The organism is Nibrella saemangeumensis, from assembly GCF_039541915.1.
Classification (GTDB): Bacteria; Bacteroidota; Bacteroidia; order Cytophagales; family Spirosomataceae; genus Nibrella; species Nibrella saemangeumensis.
On record NZ_BAABHD010000068.1, the window covers coordinates 16,936 to 31,763 of the forward strand.

Here is a 14,828-nt window from a genome sequence, read left to right on the forward strand (position 1 = left end):
TTATTAATTGTGGGTTACCTCCCAAAAATCAAGGTAGGCCGCGTTGAGCAGGTAAGCATTCTTCTGGTACGAAAACCCTAGAATAGTATTGGTATATGTATTCGAACTGTTACCTGGGTTTTGTAGAAGTCTTTTAATCGTATTCGACGCAGGATCATACGACACCGTCTCCTGCATGCTTACGATATAACCAAGCTGACCGCTGCTGTAGGCTGTACATTGACGAGTAGCGTTGGCAATGGCAAACGGAAAGTTGGTTTTAAGCTGCCACTCATCGGAAGCTGGATTGTAGCTGTACAACATGGCCACATCCTGATTCTGACCAATGCTAACCCCGTAAAGGATACCATTGACAGAAAAGGCGCCGGAAAAGACCGACGAAGCCGGCAGCAGGTTTGTACGCTTCCGCGCCCAGGTATCATTCACAGCGCTGTACTCCCACAGGCTCCCGCCTTCCTCACCAGCCAGCAGATAAACCTTGTTGCCGATGCCAGTCATTACATAAGGCCTGTTGTTCGAATATTGATTGCTGGTTATTGGTAATCCGGGTGCTTTTACCTCCTTCCATTCATTAGTAGCCGGTTTGTATCGCCACATTGTAGGCGGTGTCGACTCGTACATTTTGCCGCTAAGAATATAGGCCTGATCGTCTATAACAACCGTGCCCAGATTACTGCCGGAGAAGGCCCCTGCCATGACAGGCAAATCCGGGAGCCGCTGCCAATCGTACAGTTGGGGATTGTAGCGATACGCCTGAACCGGTGAATAAAAATCACGCGAGAAAAGAAAATAACCGTTGTCCTGAAGGGCAAAGGCAGCAATAGGCGTGCCCGGACTACCCGAAAAGGGCCCAATATCCCGGTTTGCGCGTTTCACCCAGGGAGCTGTATACGTAAAAGAAATCCGCTGGCTATCCTCCTGCTCGGCGGAGGTGACCTTCAGATCGACCAGGCTGGTTGGCCGGGGGAAAACACCATCGGCCGGATTAAACAAAAACTCGGTACTCACCCTGGCATCAGCATCGGCTCGTACACCCGCAAAGGTCACTGCTGGCTTACTAAAACCACTGCCGGTGACTTTTACCCATTTAGATACACCAGAGCTGAGCAGTTCGACCGAAGCAATTTTAGGTGGCTTCATCTGAAACAAGTCCGGTGCCGGATCTGATACAATGGTGCGACTGGAGCTTACCCGTGCCAGCTTGACTGAACTAAACCGCCGGTCAAGCGCCGGTACAACCGCTTTTATTTCGGTCGGATTTACGTCCGTGACCACCCCCTGAATCTGATAATAGTTGTAATCGAAGACGACGCGCCAGTATTGAGGAGCACCCGAAAAGTTTTTTCCCGTAATGGTTAAGGTCTCTCCAAACGTACCCAGGGCAGGACTTATTCCGGCAATTATCGGTCTACTGGTATCCAGTTTAAAGGTGGCCGTAGACGTAGCTATCCCCGCAACCGTTTTTATACTAATCTTGCATTCCTCTTTGGTAAGGCTTTCGGGAACCAGGCAGCGTATGACGGTGGGTGTCGCCGATAGTACCTTAGCCGGTAGGCCCTCATCAAAAAATACGGTGATGTTCTCAGACAGATAACTGAAGTTGGTACCGGTAATAGTTAAGGTATCTCCCCAGACAGCACTTTCCGGCTGAATTTGGGTGATTACTGGCAGAGCAGACCCCTGACTGACAAACGCCACCGGCTGGCCATAAACGGTATACCCGTCTTTAGTTTTCAGATAAGCACGAACGGAGTATGACTGCCCTGCCTCCAGCCCGTAACTAACGGTTGACTGGAAAGCTGACCCGCCCCTGAGAGAGCCTAGTGAGATTCGCTCCATCGCTGTAAAATTCTCCGGAATATCCTTAAAATCGGGTTGGGAAGACACCGCCTTTCTCCAGATAAAGCCATGATCAATGATGTCGCTGGTGCCGGACGACAGCACTGTGCCGCCAAATGTAGCGCTGGCCTTCTCAACGGCTAGCACCAGGGTTTCACGTAATCGGGGATAATCGCGCTGTTCAAATGCCTCTTCCTGTCGGCAGGCAGTGAGCGAACAAAACAGCCACAGAAACAAAAGCCAGTGGCGTAGGGCTGATTTTAAAATCATTGTAGAGAAGATTAACGAAACTGAAGACCGAGCGAGAACTGGAAAGCCTGATAGGGCGCTTCAGCCAGGGACGTTAATCCGGCAGCGTGTGGCGCTTTGGTTGCGTCAATATTGTCAAACTGCGCAATGCCGGCCAGCGCCATCTCGTAACGGCCTTCGACCACTCCGGAAAAGTTCTGGTTCAGCGGAATCTTCAGACCAAGGGCACCGGTAACACTTATTGCCAGCTGGTGCGGAACAAAAAAAGGATAACGAAAGCTGTTAACCAGCCTGTTCTGCTGCCTCTCAATGGAATAACTACTCTCGTAACGCAGCGGAAGTAGCAGCGACGACCCGACTGCCAGGTACGGTCTTGCCTGAAAACCCGGCACATTATAACGAACTTGTACCGGTATACGCAAGGAACTCATCTGCAGCCACAAATCCTGACGTTGCAGCACCCGTCTATCCGCCCCCTCGTCTATTTCTTCGGTTGACGAAAACCGGAAGGCTTCGTGTAGGAAGCTTAGCCCGGTTTGGAAAGAAAACCGCTCCGAGATACGGGGAGATGTAAGCACCAACCAGCAGGTAGGGTAGGGAATAAATGATCGGGTTGGATGTAAAATAGCGTTTACCGGTACCCAGTTTGTCGGTAAGATGGATAACGTGGATCGATGCCAGCTCAGGCCTATGCCCATTGACACGGACGTCCGCGGTTTTGCCGTCACAGCAATCAACCTGGTGGGTGTATTCGCCGGACGACAATGATTATAGACCTCAAAAATGGCCATCAGGTCACCATCCCTCAGGAGTGCTTTCTGCAGCAAAGGCTGCACCGCCGGACAATCGGCCATGACCTGATCATTCAGCAAATTGGCAAACAGCCTGTTTCTGGCTATATAAGGCCTGCCAGACCTGTATACCGTTGTATCCTGAGACACCGACACCAGTTCTTTCAGGGATTCGCTGCCTTTCTGCACATAATACTGGTGACTGTTCTTATACAAGACCGCATGTCCGTCGGCCAGTACCTGCATAAACAGCCGGGAACCGTTGACCTGCACCGAGCGATATACCCGACCACCATCAAATCCATATCCCAGTAGTTCATCCGGTTGATAACATGCCACGGCTTGTTTCACGGAAGCACGGTAGCAACAGGACAGCGCCTGCTGGTGAGTCTCTACGTACCGGACCAAACCGCGCAGGGTATCACCCGGAGTTTTGACGATGTAACCCGGACGGTATTCGCGCTGCGCAAAAACAACTTGTCCGGCGAGAAAGAAGCAAAGAAAAAGAAACCGGCGGGTCATTCCATTAATCATTCAAACTAACCCATAAACATACTTGAATACTTTAAAATTTTTTCGAAATCATCTGATTTTTTGTCGCCAAATAAAGCCAATTGCCTGAATTGAAAGCAGTTCACAGAAAAACATCTGTCGAATTTTTTAAACAATTAAAACTATTTCTTGCACTCCGCTAAGGGTAAAAAGATACGCTTCTGTCTATCTATGTGTAAGCGTTACCCCTATGGCAGACTTATCCCTATCATTCTCAGAAGACTCCACCCGGCCAAACCCATTCCGCAAACCGGAACCGGTAACCACCGACGCTGAACTGCTGATCCGGCAGGCTTTCCAGGCCGAAGTGCGCAAAGGCTACGAACTGCTGTTCCGGCGGTATTACCGCGTGCTGTGCAGCCAGGCGGTGCGCTTTGTGTACTCCCGCGACATTGCCCAGGATATTGTCGGCGAAGTCTTTCTGAACTTCTGGAAAACGCAGGCCCACCTGCATATTACGACCTCGTACCGGGCGTACCTGTTCACTGCCGTTCGCAACCGGGTGTACAATCATTTGCAGGACGAACTCAGAAAAGATAATCTGCTGGGTAAACAAACCGATACGTTTGAAGAGCCACCCGCCGACGATGACCCGCAGCAGATGCTTCAGTTTACGGAGCTATACAACCGGATCGAAGAGGAAATCCGTGTGCTGCCTCCGCAGTGCCAGCGGGTGTTTCTGCTGAGCCGCTTTGAGGGCAGAAAGAACCGTGAAATCGCTGATGAACTTCAGATTTCGATAAAAACGGTGGAGGCCCATATGTTCCGGGCGCTCTCGCACCTGCGCCGGGCGCTCCAGATCGGCCTGATGACCCTGCTCAGTTTATTGATTGCCAGCTAAGGGTAATCACCGTTTTTCCTGTCAACGTTTACAAAAGCCTTACACCCAAGATGGACAACTCAGTTAATAAACATACCCTGTTTGAGCATTTTGCGGGCCGCATCACGCCCATTCAGCGCAAGCTGATTGAGGACTGGCTGCAGACGCCCACCCACCGTGAACTGTACTATGAATGGCTGGAGGAGTGGGAACGGCTCAACCTCCAGTACGCAGCCGACGATCAGGACGCCCTGACGGCTTCGCTCGCCCAGATCGACGCCTGGCAGCAACAGCAGCCGACAACCAGCGCGGAAGACCCGCTTGATACCAACCGGTTTCGGCTCAGCTTTCGGTGGGTCGCAGCCGCCACGGTAGTGCTGGTGGCGCTGGCGACGCTCCTGTACGCTAACCGCACGCACCTGCTGTACCGGACCATCGAAACGGCCTACGGCGAAATCCGCAAAGAGACCTTACCCGACGGCAGCGTTGTCACCCTCAACGCCCACTCGTCGCTGCGGGTACCCCGCTTTGGTTTCGGCCAACGCACCCGCGAAGTGTACCTGACCGGCGAAGCGGCTTTTTCGGTCACCCACACTCCCGACGATCAGCAGTTTGTGGTAAAAACGGCCAGGGGATTCGATGTGGTGGTGCTTGGCACGGAATTCACCGTATCGGCCCGGCAGCGCGACGCCAAAGTCGTGCTGAACCAAGGCAAGGTACAGGTCAAATACTACGCCAACGCCGAGAAGCCCCGTGAATTAACCATGAAACCCGGCGAACTGATGAAGCTGAATCCGGCGGGTACCGTTTCGGTGAAGCAGATTCCGAAGCCGGAAAATCACTCGGCCTGGCAGGAACACCGCTTCGTGTTCGACCAGACCTCGCTAACCGAAATCGCCAACCTGCTGCACGAAAACTACGGCCTCACGGTGGAGATTCGGGAGCCGGCACTGGCTGAGCGCACCGTATCGGGTTCTTTCCAGGCGAAAACCGCCGACGAACTGCTTCAGGTGATCGCCGAACTGCTCGAAATCAACTTTAATCGCCAGAACGACACCGTCACTTTTTTTGAATAATTCCAACCACCTTATAGATCATGAAGCGACAACTACGACAACTGGGCCTGCGGACGCTCCTCCTCGGGGCGCTGGTGGCCGGTAAACAACCCGTCTGGAGCCAGACGCTGGCCATGGCCCGGCAAGCGCCAAAAGCCGACCCATCGGCGGTACCTGCCGTTCGCAAACTAAAAGACGTCTTGAATGAACTGAAGTCCCGCCACCGCGTAGACATTCTGTTTGAAGACAAGACCATTGAAGGCTTCACCGTGCCAACCAACATTCTGGCCGGCAGCAACCAGGTCGAGACCTCGCTCGACCGGCTGCTGCAACCGTTTGGCCTGCGCTACAAGCGGATAAAAGACGGCTCGTACATCATCCTGAACAAGCGGGCGGACAAGAAAACGGCACAGACCACCGATGCGCGATTTCCCGAAGCAGCCCGTCCGGCAGATGCTCCCGCCCAATCGGCGGAAAGAACCGTAATCGAAAATATGGCAACCCTCCAGCCGCATGAAATGCAGGCTCCGCAGGACATTGCGGTGCGCGGCCGGGTAACGGATGCCGAGAAAGGCGAGGGCTTACCCGGTGTGAGCATCGCCGTGAAAGGCCTGAGCCGGGGTACTACCACCGACGCCAATGGTAACTACCAGATTAGCGTTCCCAATGAGAACTCGGTGCTGGTTTTTAGCTTTATCGGTTACGAACGACGCGAAATGCGGGTAGGTAACCAGACGACCATCAGCCTTAGTTTGACCCAATCGGATCAGACGCTGAATGAAGTGGTGGTGGTCGGTTACGGCACGCAGAAAAAGCGGGACATTACCGGTGCTGTCGCCAGTGTATCGTCGCAGGAAATTAAAGCGGTACCGGTAATGGGTGCCGACCAGGCGCTGCAGGGCCGCGTGTCGGGTGTGCAGGTTGTGCAAACCTCTGGGGCACCGGGCGGAGCCGTTCAGGTACGCATCCGGGGCGTTAACTCAACCGCCGGGGGCGGAGCCAACCAGCCACTATACGTCATTGACGGTATTCCGCTCACCTGGAACGAAGGAGCCAATAGCCTGTCGGTGGGTAACGAAGGCAGCACCGGTGGGGCCGGCTCCAACAACTCCAGCCCGCTGGCTTCTATCAACCCAAATGATATTGAGAGTATTGAGGTCCTGAAAGATGCCTCGGCTACGGCCATTTACGGCTCCCGGGCCGCCAACGGGGTAGTCCTGATTACCACGAAAGCCGGTAAAGCCGGTAAAACCCAGATCAATTTCGATGCGTACTATGGCGTTCAGTCGCTCCGGAAGAAAATACCGGTGACCAACGCCACCGAACGGGCATCGTACATTTTTGAGCACCGCCGGAATGCCGGAACGCGGGGCAATGAGGTCTTTGATATCTGGGCGGTGAACCCGTACCTGCTGCAAACCGCTACCGACTGGCAGGATGCCGTTTTCCGGGAGGCACCCATGCAGAACTACAGCCTGTCGGGTTCGGGCGGTACCGAGCGGATCCAGTTTCTCGCCAGCGCCGACTATTTCAACCAGCAGGGTATCGTCATTAACACCTACTCCAAGCGGTACTCGACCCGTCTGAATCTGGATGTAAAAGCAACCGAGCGGCTGAAGTTCGGCACCCGCACCGCGCTGAGTTACCAGCAGGGTAACAATATGGATAATGACGAGTTTTTTCAGGGGCAGCTCAACTACCTTACCGGTGCGAGCCCACTAGCCCCTGTATACGACTCGAACGGGCAGTTTGCCGGTCGCCCAAACAGTGTCATCAACTCCAACCTGTTTGTTGACGGAAACGGCAATACCGTAGCGAATCTGACAGAGCGGAAGCGGACCTACGACCGCTTCCGCATCAACTCCAGCGTGTATGGTGAACTGGAGATTCTGAAGGGACTAAAGTTCAAGTCGTTGTTTGGGGTGGATTACCTGTTCAATGATCTGACGAGCTTTAACCCGGTCTGGCAGCGGGGTATCGACGCCAACACGAACCAGACCATCTTTGTCAGCCAGCCCAAAACCTACAACTGGCTGGCCGACCAACTGCTTACCTATGACCGCAGCTTCGGAGCGCATACCCTCAATGTGGTAGCCGGCTTCTCAGCCCAGCAGTTTACGCAGAAATTTATGGGTGCCGCGGCACAGGGCTCACCCTCCCGGGCGCTGGACCAGTTGAGCAATATGCCAACGCCCACCAGTGTTTTCGGGGGCGAAACGCCTTCGGCGCTGGTGTCGCAGTTTGTCCGGGCCAACTACAGTTTCCAGGATAAGTATCTGTTTACGGGTACGGTCCGGCGCGATGGTTCTTCCCGCTTTGGTGCTAATTACAAGTACGGTATCTTCCCGTCCTTCTCGGTCGGCTGGCGCATTTCGGAAGAACCCTTCCTGAAGAACAGTGCACTCATCAGCGACCTGAAACTACGGGCCAGCTACGGTTCAACGGGTAACCAGAACATCGGAGACTTCCTCTACTCGGCCGTGATGGGTGGCTCCAATGCCGTGTTTGGCAACACCATTGTCACGGGCGTCGCACCCAGCCGCTTCGAAAACCCAAATATCCAGTGGGAGCGGAACAATCAGACTGATATTGGACTGGATATCAGCCTGCTCCAGGGGCGCATCAACCTGACCATGGACTATTACGATAAGCTGACCTCCGGCCTGCTTGGCCCGGCCCCGCTGTCGGTCATCTCGGGGGTTGGTAATGCCTATACCACGAACATCGGTAAAATACGCAACAGTGGCTTTGAGTTTGCCGCCAACGCCACCGTCATCAACTCGGGCGATTTCCGGTGGAATCTGGATTTCAACATCGCTACCAACAAGAATGAGGTGGTCAGTCTGGGAACACTGCCGTTTATCAACGGTGCCAGCGTTTGGCGGGTGAACGGGTACATTAACCGAACCGAAGTGGGTCATCCCATCGGTGGGTTCTATGTAGTGAAAGAACAAGGCCAGTACCAGACTTGGGAACAGGCGGCTGGAGCACCAGTTATCCGCATTGGCTCGCAGCCGTACTTCACCCCCGGCGACTTTATCCCCGTTGATCAGAACGGCGACAAAGTAATTGACGATAATGACCGGGTATGGTACGGTTCGCCTTTCCCCGACTTCTTCGGGGGCATTTCCAATACGTTCTCGTATAAAGGCCTGACCTTAAACCTGGTCGGCAACTACCAGCACGGCAACTTGCTGTGGAACCAGCCGCGGTTGCAGGCCGAGACATTTGAAGCCAATACCTGGCGATCTGTTTATGAAAACCGCTGGAAGCCCTGGGAGCCGGGCGTACAGACCTCTGTACCCATTCCGCGCAACAACAACCCGCTGATCCCTTCAAACCGGTACCTGGACGATGCTTCGTTCTTCCGCTTCCGGACCATTACCCTGGGTTATGAACTACCCAGGAACCTGATTCAGAAAGTCCTGCTGACGCGGGCACGGGTATTTGTCCAGGGTAACAACCTGCTTACCTTCACCAAATACCCCGGCTGGGACCCGGAAGTGAACAGCTTCGGCTCCAACGTGACCACCAACGGTCTTGACGTCGGTGCCTATCCGATTGCCAAATCCATAACGGTAGGCATTAACCTGGGCTTCTAATTCTAAACCGGAAATCACCATGAAAAGCAAATACCTATGCGTGCTTGTAGCCGGTTTACTGACCGCTACCACCAGTTGCAACGAAATGCTGAACCCCCAACCGGTGGGTCTGCAAACCATTGACGCCACGTTTACCGACTTTGCCGGTACACTCGCGGCCGTTAACGGAGCGTACAGTACCCTCACCAGCGGCAACCTGTACCGGGGCAACAACGATATGCTCTACGTCGACTACGCCAGCGACGACATTGTGAACGTCAGCAAGCTGGCCTCCTCGGCCTATAGCCTGGTCGATTATTTTGAACTACCGGCCGACAACGGCATGACGTTTGGCCTGTGGGATGGCTTCTACCGGCTTATCTACCGCAGCAATGTTATCATCAACCGGGTACCTGGGCTAACGTTTCCGGTTGCCCAGTCGCGCAACTCGGCGGGCACGCTCTTCAAAGACCAGTTTGTGGGCGAAGCTAAATTCCTGCGGGCGTTTGCGTATTTTAACCTCGTACGCTTGTTTGGCGATGTTCCGCTGCGAACCGATGAGATTAAAAGCCCCACGGATGTAAATATTCCCCGCACACCGGCCGCTCAGGTGTACCAGCAGATCATCGACGACCTGAAAGATGCGGCTGCCAAGCTTCCCCCCACTTACTCGGGCAGCGGAGCCGGTAATGAGCGTGGACGGGCCAGTCGCTGGGCGGCACTAGCTATGCTGGCCGATGTGTACCTCACCCAGAAGAACTACGCCGAAGCCAAGACCACGGCCGCTCAGGTTATTACGCAGAGCGGTTTGAATCTGAACCCCAAATACGCCGATAACTTCGCGGCCCGTGGCGGTCAGGAAAATACGGCGGAGTCGCTGTTCGAAATCCAGTTCAGCAACGGCGGACAGGCTTCCGGTACGGCTCCGCTCGGTCAGAACTACAGCTTCATTATGGGGCCGACCAACAATGCCAGCGGTGGCGTTGTCAACCTGGCCGCCTACCGCCCATCGGATAATACCAATAGCGACAACGAAGCGGGTTTCCGGGGTGGTCTGATTCAGGAATACGAAGAAGGGGATGTCCGGCGCGATGTCAACTTCGGTCGTGGCCAGAGCGGTGACGGTACCCAGCGCTGGCTGACGGTCAAATACTACGTACCTGGCTCCGGGGCGGTTGGGCAAGCCAATTTCCCGGTCTACCGCTTAGCCGAAGTATACCTGATTTACGCCGAAGCGGCCAACGAATCAAACACAGTAGATGCGCTGGCGTATGAGTACGTAAACCGGCTCCGTCGCCGGGCCTTCGACCTGCCGTTAACGACTGCTTCTGAGAAAGCCGACCTGAAGCCGGGCTTATCGCAGGCCGAGTTTCGGGCAGCCATCCGCTCGGAGCGCCGGAAAGAGCTGGCGATGGAAAACAAACGGTGGTTCGACCTGGTCCGTTACGGCTTCGACTACACCAATCAGGTGCTGAAAGTGGACCAGAAGCGGGACAACTTTACCCGGGACAAGCTGCTGTTCCCCATCGCCCGTATCGAAACCCTCAACAATCCTTTACTGACCCAAAACCCCGGCTACTAACTGGTAGGCTGTTAAACCGTACACGACTATGAATTACCTACGCATATTTTGTTCAGTCAGCCTGACGGCCGGTATTCTGGGTCTGATGGCTTGTGAAAAAGACGACGTTGCCGGATTGGGCGAAGAAAAAGACAAAGGCAAAATTATCTTCGTCAATGCTGCGCCCAACTCTGCCACGGTAGCAGCGCAGGCCCAGCGCGAAATTGCCATCTTCCCGTTTTACAATAACGTGCAGTTCAACCTGTTTCCTATCAAATTCCCGTGGTCGAACGGGTACAAGGCATTTGCACCCGGGACCATGACCATGCGGTTCGACACGGCACAGTCGCAGGCTAACAACCCGGCCGGACCAGCCGCCAAGGTGGCAGAGGTATCGTTTCCCATTCAGGCGGATAAGTATTATTCGGTTTACGCGATCGGTACAGCCCAGAAAGTGGAGATAGTCGTGCTGGACGACAATCTGGCCTTACCGGCACCAGGTAAAGCGAAGGTCCGGCTGATGAATTACTCACCGGATGCCGGCCCAATCGACATCGTGATCTCCGGTGGTGCCACGTTAGGGACCAGTCTGAAATTTAAGGATGTAAAGGACTTTTTTGAAATAGAACCCGGCACGTATACCATTCAGCTTCGGGAGGCAGGCACCGCCCGTGTACTGGCGTCAAAGTCCAACGTATTTATTGATCGGAATAGCTGCTACTCGATCTGGGCGCGTGGCTTCCGGACCACCCCCTCGCCGGGCAATTCAGTTTCGGGTCAGGGGCTGGACATCAGCTACCACGCCAACCGCTGGAGTGTTCCGCTTTAAGTTTTTACAAGGTTAGGGATAAACAGATTTACAGGCCCGGCTACTTCGCCGGGCTTTGTCTTTTCCCCTTCCCCAGCCAGCCTATCTCCCTGCTTACTGCCTACTGAAAACTGCCCACTGCCTACTCATCTTCTGGTTTCCTCCGTTTTGGTTCGTAACTTCGGGCATTGAATGTCAACCTGACCGATGAGATGTTGGTGGCTGGCCGTAGCGGCCATGTTTTGTTCCCTGATTTCGTTTGCTCAGCAGCCGGACTCGACGTATCGCTTTACCCGCCAGGATTCGCTGCGGGGTGGCCAGCGCTCCGAACGGACCGGCTACGATGTGACCTTCTACGACCTCAACCTGAACGTTAACCCGGCTACCCGCACCATCGACGGCAGCAATACCATTCGTTACCGGGTCAAAGAGCCCTTCCGGCGGATGCAGATTGACCTGTTCGGGAATATGCAGATTGCGGCCATAATGCAGAATGGCCAGAAGTTACCGTTCAAACGGGATGGGAATGCCGTGTTTGTGGACATGAAAGACGCGCAGCCGGTGGGGCAGCTCCGGGAGGTGAAGGTAACGTACAGCGGTAGTCCGCAAGTGGCCAAAAATCCGCCCTGGGATGGTGGGTTTGTATGGCGGCAGGACCCGAACGGCAAACCCTGGGTAACCGTTACCTGCCAAAGTACCGGTGCCAGCCTGTGGTGGCCCTGTAAAGATCATCCCTCCGACGAGCCGGATTCCATGCGTATTACCTGCCGCGTGCCCAATGGCCTCACCTGTGTATCAAACGGCACGCTACAAACCAGGCGACCCGCCCGCACCGCCGGACAGACTGAATTTATCTGGACTGTTCGTTATCCGATCAATACCTACAACGTTACGCTTAATATTGCCAATTACGCCTATTTTAAAGACGAGTACCGCAGCCTCGACCGGCAGGCCTTGCCGTTGAATTATTACGTACTGCCCCATAATCTCGAAAAAGCCAAATCGCATTTTGAGCAGGTAAAAGCGATGCTGGACTGCTACGAGAAGTACTTCGGCAAGTTTCCGTTCTGGCGCGACGGCTACAAACTGGTCGAAACCCCCTACTGGGGCATGGAACACCAGACCGCCATTGCTTACGGCAACAATTACCGCAACACCCCTTTTGGCTTCGACTTCATCATCATTCACGAAAGCGGGCATGAGTATTTCGGTAACAGCCTTAGCGCCGGCGATTCGGGCGAGATGTGGATTCATGAAGCCTTCGCTACCTACGCCGAAGCGCTGTATATGGAATGCACCCACAGCATTCCGAAAGCCATTGAGTACCTGAACGTGCAGCGAAAGCTGATCAAAAACCAATACCCAATGCTCGGACCGCTGGGCGTGAATTACCAGCACAAAGACACGGATATTTATTACAAAGGCTCCTGGATGCTGCATACGCTCCGCCACGCAGTGGATAACGACAACGTCTGGTTTAAAGCTCTTAAAGCGCTGGCTACCGAGAAAAAACTCTCTATCGTTACGACTGACGAAGTCATCGACTTTTTAGAACTGAAAACGCAGGTAGATTTACAGTCGATTGCCGACCAATACCTGAAATATACCGGTATTCCCGTTTTAGAGTATAAAGTCCTGGCAAAAAGCGACAAACAATGGGAAGTTCGCCACCGCTGGGTAGCGGATACAGAGGGCTTCAACCTGCCGGTGAAGGTACGATTCGGTTTTGGGGAGTGGCAGACCATATACCCCAAAACTGAATGGAGTGCCACCAACGTTAAATTCAGCTCCGGCTGGATCAATTTTAATACCGATTACGGCCTGTTCAACATCCGGCAAGTTCGTTTAGAATAAGCGTTTTCAGAACCTATGCAACGACTAAAACTCATATACTTTCTGGCGTTGACAGCAGCCCTGTCAGCCTGCCAGAACACGTACTATCCAACTGGCCGGACCTACAACCGGATCGAGGTAGACGCCACAACCCAGGCTGATACGGGTATGTCGCGTTTTCTGCAACCGTACAAACAGCAACTCGACCAGACTATGACGGAAATGCTGGTCCGATCGGATGTATCGCTGGAAAAAGGGAAGCCGGAGTCGGCTATCAACAACCTGCTGGCCGATGCCCTGCGCCAGGAAGCCGGTAAACGCTACGGTAAGCCCATCGATATCGGGCACCTCAACTACAGCGGTGTCCGGTCCGGGCTGCCCAAAGGTCCCATTACGGTCGGCAACATCTACGAAGTGATGCCGTTCGACAACCAGATTACGGTCCTGACCCTGAAAGGTTCGCAGGTGATGCAGTTGTTGAATCACTTCCTGAAAGACGAAGCCCTGGTGATAAGCGGCCTGCGGGCCACCATTGCCAACGATAAAGTGCAGTCGGTTACACTGGCGAATGGCAAGCCGCTGCAACCGGATGAGACCTATACCGTTGCTATGAGCGACTACGTAGCCAACGGTGGCAGTGGCGCTTCGTTCCTGAAAGATGCCGTCCGGCGCGAAGACCTCAACGTGAACATCCGCGACGCTTTTATCGACTATTTCCGGCAACTGGGCAAAGCTGGTCAGCCAATCAATCCAACTACTGATGGACGCATTACAATCCAATAGACGCCAGTTTCTGAAGCTGCTGGGCACCACGGCCGTCATCGGCAGTGTAGCCCCCGACACGCTGGCCCTACCCCGGCTGTTTCCGCCGAAGACTACGCAACTTACCATTCTGCACACCAACGACGTACACAGCCGGCTCGACCCGTTTCCGATGGACGGTAGTCGCAACGCCGGTAAGGGCGGAGTCGCCCGGCGTACGACGCTCATTGAGCGTATCCGGCAGGAACAGAAGAACGTGTTGTTGTTTGATGCCGGCGATTTGTTTCAGGGAACACCCTACTTTAACGTATTCAAGGGCGAACCCGAAGTGCTGGCGATGAACCGAATGGGCTATGATGCCTCCACCATCGGCAACCACGACTTCGACGCCGGTATGGACAATATGCGCACGCAGTTCCGCAAGGCCAGCTTCCCGTTCCTCATTGCCAATTATGACTTCAAAGATACCGTCATGGAGGGCCAGACGCAGCGGTATAAGGTATTCAAAAAAGACGGCGTGAAGATTGGCGTGTTCGGCCTGGGAATTGCGCTGGAAGGGCTGGTTCCCAAATCGCTCTACGAAGAAACGCGCTATCTCGACCCGATTGAAGCCGGCAACAACGCAGCGGCTATTCTCAAGAACAACGAGGTATGTGACTACGTGGTCTGCCTGTCGCACCTCGGTTTCAAATACCAGGGGCCGGAGGTATCCGATCACGTGCTGGCGGCCCAGAGCCGGGATATTGACCTGATTATCGGAGGGCACACGCATACCTTTCTGGAAGCCCCCGTCAGCGTACCGAATCAGAACGGAAAGCCGGTCCTCATCAACCAGGTCGGTTTTGCCGGCATCTACCTCGGCCGCATCGATCTGACCTTTGAGCGCGGTAAGGACGCTCAGGCTAAAGGCCAGGCGGTTGAGGTGAAGTAGAGAATACCAACAGAACTGAGTATCTTTGCAGGACATTCAATATAGG

At 54.2% G+C, this 14,828-nt stretch carries 11 protein-coding genes; 9 read left to right on the plus strand and 2 right to left on the minus strand.

Translation table 11 applies throughout. The features are described from left to right. Positions 1-3: 3 nt before the first annotated feature. Both ABD949_RS19430 and ABD949_RS19435 read right to left on the minus strand, forming a co-directional pair. The gene (locus ABD949_RS19430) at positions 4-2,109 is read right to left on the minus strand and encodes an IPT/TIG domain-containing protein (RefSeq protein WP_345246059.1); all 2,106 of its coding nucleotides are present in this window, start codon (positions 2,107-2,109) and stop codon (positions 4-6) included. Between the two features lie 11 nt (positions 2,110-2,120). Continuing rightward, the gene (locus ABD949_RS19435; RefSeq protein ID WP_345246061.1) at positions 2,121-3,218 is read right to left on the minus strand and encodes an outer membrane beta-barrel protein; all 1,098 of its coding nucleotides are present in this window, start codon (positions 3,216-3,218) and stop codon (positions 2,121-2,123) included. A gap of 3 nt (positions 3,219-3,221) precedes the next feature. On the opposite strand from ABD949_RS19435, the gene ABD949_RS19440 reads away from it, so the two are divergent. The 9 genes from ABD949_RS19440 (at position 3,222) to ABD949_RS19480 (ending at position 14,782) form a co-directional block, all read left to right on the plus strand. Further along, positions 3,222-3,422: a hypothetical protein gene (locus ABD949_RS19440; protein ID WP_345246063.1), complete on the plus strand. Its 201-nt coding sequence runs from the start codon at positions 3,222-3,224 to the stop codon at positions 3,420-3,422. Between the two features lie 199 nt (positions 3,423-3,621). Then, complete coding sequence (locus tag ABD949_RS19445; protein WP_345246065.1) at positions 3,622-4,272, plus strand: RNA polymerase sigma-70 factor; 651 nt, start codon at positions 3,622-3,624, stop codon at positions 4,270-4,272. Between the two features lie 50 nt (positions 4,273-4,322). Further along, complete coding sequence (locus tag ABD949_RS19450) at positions 4,323-5,327, plus strand: FecR family protein (RefSeq protein ID WP_345246067.1); 1,005 nt, start codon at positions 4,323-4,325, stop codon at positions 5,325-5,327. 20 nt (positions 5,328-5,347) lie between these two features. Continuing rightward, complete coding sequence (locus tag ABD949_RS19455; RefSeq protein ID WP_345246069.1) at positions 5,348-8,908, plus strand: SusC/RagA family TonB-linked outer membrane protein; 3,561 nt, start codon at positions 5,348-5,350, stop codon at positions 8,906-8,908. Between the two features lie 19 nt (positions 8,909-8,927). Further along, complete coding sequence (locus tag ABD949_RS19460; protein WP_345246071.1) at positions 8,928-10,469, plus strand: RagB/SusD family nutrient uptake outer membrane protein; 1,542 nt, start codon at positions 8,928-8,930, stop codon at positions 10,467-10,469. Positions 10,470-10,497: 28 nt separating this feature from the next. Continuing rightward, the gene (locus tag ABD949_RS19465) at positions 10,498-11,277 is read left to right on the plus strand and encodes a DUF4397 domain-containing protein (RefSeq protein WP_345246073.1); all 780 of its coding nucleotides are present in this window, start codon (positions 10,498-10,500) and stop codon (positions 11,275-11,277) included. A gap of 186 nt (positions 11,278-11,463) precedes the next feature. Continuing rightward, on the plus strand, positions 11,464-13,110 hold the full coding sequence (locus ABD949_RS19470) for a M1 family metallopeptidase (RefSeq protein WP_345246075.1): 1,647 nt from the start codon (positions 11,464-11,466) through the stop codon (positions 13,108-13,110). A 15-nt stretch (positions 13,111-13,125) separates the two neighbouring features. After that, positions 13,126-13,872, plus strand: a complete 747-nt coding sequence (locus ABD949_RS19475; protein ID WP_345246077.1) for a 5'-nucleotidase C-terminal domain-containing protein — start codon at positions 13,126-13,128, stop codon at positions 13,870-13,872. Further along, the gene (locus tag ABD949_RS19480) at positions 13,850-14,782 is read left to right on the plus strand and encodes a bifunctional metallophosphatase/5'-nucleotidase (protein WP_345246079.1); all 933 of its coding nucleotides are present in this window, start codon (positions 13,850-13,852) and stop codon (positions 14,780-14,782) included. Before ABD949_RS19475 ends, ABD949_RS19480 begins: the two co-directional genes overlap by 23 nt. Positions 14,783-14,828 lie beyond the last annotated feature (46 nt).

Coding starts and splice junctions, on each gene's coding strand:
- ABD949_RS19455 (WP_345246069.1), top strand. CDS start 5,348: ATGAAGCGACAACTACGACAACTGGGCCTGCGGACGCTCCTCCTCGGG.
- ABD949_RS19445 (WP_345246065.1), top strand. CDS start 3,622: ATGGCAGACTTATCCCTATCATTCTCAGAAGACTCCACCCGGCCAAAC.
- ABD949_RS19470 (WP_345246075.1), top strand. CDS start 11,464: ATGAGATGTTGGTGGCTGGCCGTAGCGGCCATGTTTTGTTCCCTGATT.
- ABD949_RS19430 (WP_345246059.1), bottom strand. CDS start 2,109: ATGATTTTAAAATCAGCCCTACGCCACTGGCTTTTGTTTCTGTGGCTG.
- ABD949_RS19475 (WP_345246077.1), top strand. CDS start 13,126: ATGCAACGACTAAAACTCATATACTTTCTGGCGTTGACAGCAGCCCTG.
- ABD949_RS19450 (WP_345246067.1), top strand. CDS start 4,323: ATGGACAACTCAGTTAATAAACATACCCTGTTTGAGCATTTTGCGGGC.
- ABD949_RS19460 (WP_345246071.1), top strand. CDS start 8,928: ATGAAAAGCAAATACCTATGCGTGCTTGTAGCCGGTTTACTGACCGCT.
- ABD949_RS19465 (WP_345246073.1), top strand. CDS start 10,498: ATGAATTACCTACGCATATTTTGTTCAGTCAGCCTGACGGCCGGTATT.
- ABD949_RS19480 (WP_345246079.1), top strand. CDS start 13,850: ATGGACGCATTACAATCCAATAGACGCCAGTTTCTGAAGCTGCTGGGC.